This is a genomic window from Halanaerobium sp. (assembly GCF_003070835.1).
The window spans coordinates 1-1068 of record NZ_QBLR01000504.1; the positions used below are offsets into that span (position 1 = coordinate 1).

Here is a 1068-nt window from a genome sequence, read left to right on the forward strand (position 1 = left end):
TAGAATTAGTTTAGAAGAAATGGGATGTCAGGTTGAGGAGCTAATTGATAGAGTTAAAGCTTATACCGGTATAGTTGATGAGGTAGAGCTTACAGAAGAAGAATTAATTATTTCTTATGATGATCGTCTAGTTACACCTGCTGAAATTTCAGACTTAGTTCAATAAATAACAAAAGAAAGAGGGGGGTAAAATGCGGAGCCACGAAATAGACTACGAAATTATTGGTGATGATATGCAGGTAGTAGAGGTGGAATTAGATCCCGAAGAAACTGTAGTTGCAGAGGCCGGGGCAATGAACTGGATGGATAATGGAATCTCATTTGAAACAAAAATGGGAGATGGAAGTGAGCTGAATGAATCGCTTTTAGGAAAAGTTTTTGGAGCCGGCAAGCGCGTAATTACCGGGGAATCAATATTTATGACTCACTTTACTAACACCAGTTATTCTAAAAAGAAAATTGCTTTTGCTGCACCTTATCCTGGTAAAATAGTTAGCCTAGAACTTTCAGAATTACCACATAATCAATTTACCTGCCAGAAAGATGCTTTTTTATGTGCTGCTTTAGGGACAAAAATCGACATTACTTTTAATAAAAGATTCGGTAGTGGTTTATTTGGTGGTGAAGGTTTTATACTCCAAAAATTAAGCGGAGACGGCAGGGCTTTTGTTCATGCTGGAGGAACTGTGGTCAAAAAGGAATTGAATAATGAGCTATTAAAAGTAGATACAGGCTGTCTGGTTGGGTTTACTGCGGGGATAGATTATAATATCGAAAGAGCAGGAAATCTAAAATCAATGTTCTTTGGTGGGGAAGGCCTATTTTTAGCAACACTAAAGGGGAAAGGAACTGTTTATCTGCAGAGCTTACCGTTTTCAAGACTTGCTGATAGAATTATTAAAAATGCTCCTCTGGTTTCAGGTAAACAAAAAGGGGAAGGCACTGTCTTAGGTAAGATAGGAAATATATTGGATGGAGATAATTTTTAATAAAATTGTAATCCTCTTAACTTGCAATACCTCCCTAGATATTAGATAATATATATTAATACCTATAAAAAATATAAAA

General features: G+C 36.0%; 1 protein-coding gene. It reads left to right on the forward strand.

The features are described from left to right. Positions 1–191 precede the first annotated feature (191 nt). Complete coding sequence (locus tag CI949_RS20825; protein WP_073158981.1) at positions 192–989, forward strand: TIGR00266 family protein; 798 nt, start codon at positions 192–194, stop codon at positions 987–989. Positions 990–1068 lie beyond the last annotated feature (79 nt).